Origin of the sequence: Acidisphaera rubrifaciens HS-AP3 (assembly GCF_000964365.1) — a bacterium.
Taxonomy (GTDB): Bacteria; Pseudomonadota; Alphaproteobacteria; order Acetobacterales; family Acetobacteraceae; genus Acidisphaera; species Acidisphaera rubrifaciens.
Genome location: NZ_BANB01000541.1, coordinates 1 through 2,276, shown reverse-complemented (window position 1 = coordinate 2,276; position 2,276 = coordinate 1). Strand labels below are relative to the sequence as shown.

The window sequence follows — 2,276 nt, the reverse complement described above, 5'->3', positions numbered from 1 at the left end:
GTGGCGCACCACGCTGTCGGCGCCGGCGCCCGGTCCGATCAGGGCCAGCACCCGGTCGCCGGCCGGCCAAGGCCCGGCGATCGCCTGCGCGCGCATGTAGTCGCGCACGTCGGCGTCGACATGGGCCGCGGCACGGCGCAGCGCCATTTCGCGCAGCGCCTGCAGGTTGCCCTCGCGGAAGAAGCCCGACAGCGCGCGCTGCGCCATGTCCGGCTTGTAGACGTGCCCGGCGGTCAGGCGCGCCCGCAGCTCGGCCGGCGGCAGGTCGATCAGCTCGATCGCATCCGCCTGTTCCAGCACCCGGTCGGGGATCGTCTCGCGCACCCGCACGCCGGTGATGCGCGCGACCGCGTCGTTGAGGCTTTCCAGGTGCTGGACGTTCAGCGTCGCCCAGACATCGATGCCGGCGTCGAGCAGCTCCGTCACGTCTTCCCAGCGCTTCGCGTGGCGGCTGCCGGGGGCGTTGGTGTGCGCCAGCTCGTCCACCAGCAGCAGGGCGGGCCGGCGGGCGAGGGCGGCGTCGAGGTCGAACTCCTCCAGCACCTGCCCGCGATAGGCGATCGGGCGGCGCGGCAGCACCGGCAGCGTGCCGATCTGCGCCGCCGTCTCCGCCCGGCCATGCGTCTCCACGACGCCGATCACCACGTCCGCGCCCTCGGCGGCGCGCAGCCGGCCGGCGGCCAGCATCTCCCACGTCTTGCCGACGCCGGGCGCCGCGCCGAGGAACACTTTCAGCCGCCCGCGCCCCTCGCGCGCGGCGGCGCGGATCAGGGCATCGGGGTCGGGGCGGCGTTCGGTCGTCAGCGGGTCGGTCGGGGCCATCGCCCCGACCTTCTACGCCATGCGCTCAGCGTTGTCCGGCCGCATCGAGCGCCAGGTTGAGCCGCAGCACGTTGACCGTCGGCGCGCCGAACAGGCCAAGGAGCTTCCCGCGCGTCTGTGCCGCGACCAGCGCCGCCACCTGCTCGGGCGGGATGCCCCGCGCCTTCGCCACCCGCGCCACCTGCAATGCCGCGTCCTCGGGCGAGATGTCCGGGTCGAGGCCGGAGGCGGAGGTGGTGACCATGTCGCCGGGCACGTCCGTGAGGCCGCTCGCCTTGATGTCGCCGCGCACCCGGTCGATCAGCGCCTTGCTGGTAGGGCCGAGGTTGGAGGCGCCGGACTCGCTCGCGTCATAGGGCGTCGGCACCGTCTTGGTCGGGTCCTTGGGATCGGTGCCGGTGAGCGCCGAGGGACGGCCGTGGAAGTAGCGGGCAGCGGTGAAATCCTGGCCGATCAGCGCGGAGCCGACCGGCTTGCCGTCCCGCGTCAGGATGCTGCCGCCGGCCTGGTAGGGCAGCACGACGCCCGCCGCGCCGGTCAGCGCCAGCGGCAGGACGAAGCCGGTCAGCAGCGTGAAGAAGACGATCAGCACGACGACGGGGCGAAGATGAGCGGTCATGACCGGGTGCCTACTGGAAGATGCCGAGGGCGGTGAGGAGCATGTCGATCAGCTTGATGCCGATGAACGGGGCGACGATGCCGCCCAGGCCGTAGATCAGCAGGTTGCGCCGCAGCAGCGCCGCCGCTCCCACCGGGCGGTAGCGCACCCCGCGCAGCGCGAGCGGCACCAGGGCGACGATGACCAGCGCGTTGAAGATCACCGCCGACATGATCGCGCTCTCCGGCGTCGACAGCCGCATGATGTTGAGCCGCCCGAGCTGCGGATACGTCACGCGGAAGATCGCCGGCAGGATCGCGAAGTATTTGGAGATGTCGTTGGCGATGGAAAACGTGGTCAGCGCGCCGCGGGTGATCAGCAGCTGCTTGCCGATCTCCACGATCTCGATCAGCTTGGTCGGGTCGCTGTCGAGATCGACCATGTTGCCGGCCTCGCGCGCCGCCTGCGTGCCGGTCTGCATGGCCACGCCCACGTCCGCCTGCGCCAGCGCCGGCGCGTCGTTGGTGCCGTCGCCGGCCATGGCGACGAGCCGCCCGTCCGCCTGCGTGCGGCGGATGTAGTCGAGCTTGTCCTGCGGCGTCGCCTCGGCGATGAAGTCGTCGACGCCCGCCTCGGTCGCGATCGCGGCGGCGGTGACGCGGTTGTCGCCGGTCACCATGACGGTGCGTATGCCCATGCGGCGCAGGGCGGCGAAGCGTTCGCGTATGCCGGGCTTGATGACGTCCTTCAGCTCGATCACGCCCATCAGCCGGCCGTTGGCCGCGACCGCGAGCGGCGTGCTGCCGGCGCGGGCGACGCGCTCGACGGCCGCCTCGAACGCCGGCGGCGGCGCATA

Annotated in this window: 3 protein-coding genes; all 3 read right to left on the bottom strand. The window is 72.5% G+C overall.

Annotated features, from left to right (window positions below; genetic code table 11):
* Positions 1–822 (bottom strand): histidine kinase (locus B8460_RS14310; RefSeq protein WP_048862290.1); only part of this gene is annotated, 822 nt, incomplete at its 3' end.
* 25 nt (positions 823–847) lie between these two features.
* Positions 848–1,441, bottom strand: coding sequence for a potassium-transporting ATPase subunit KdpC (gene kdpC, locus B8460_RS14305; protein WP_048862289.1), 594 nt, complete (start codon positions 1,439–1,441; stop codon positions 848–850).
* A gap of 10 nt (positions 1,442–1,451) precedes the next feature.
* On the bottom strand, positions 1,452–2,276 hold an 825-nt coding region (locus B8460_RS14300; protein ID WP_048862288.1), incomplete at its 5' end, for an HAD-IC family P-type ATPase.

Coding starts and splice junctions, on each gene's coding strand:
- kdpC (WP_048862289.1), bottom strand. CDS start 1,441: ATGACCGCTCATCTTCGCCCCGTCGTCGTGCTGATCGTCTTCTTCACG.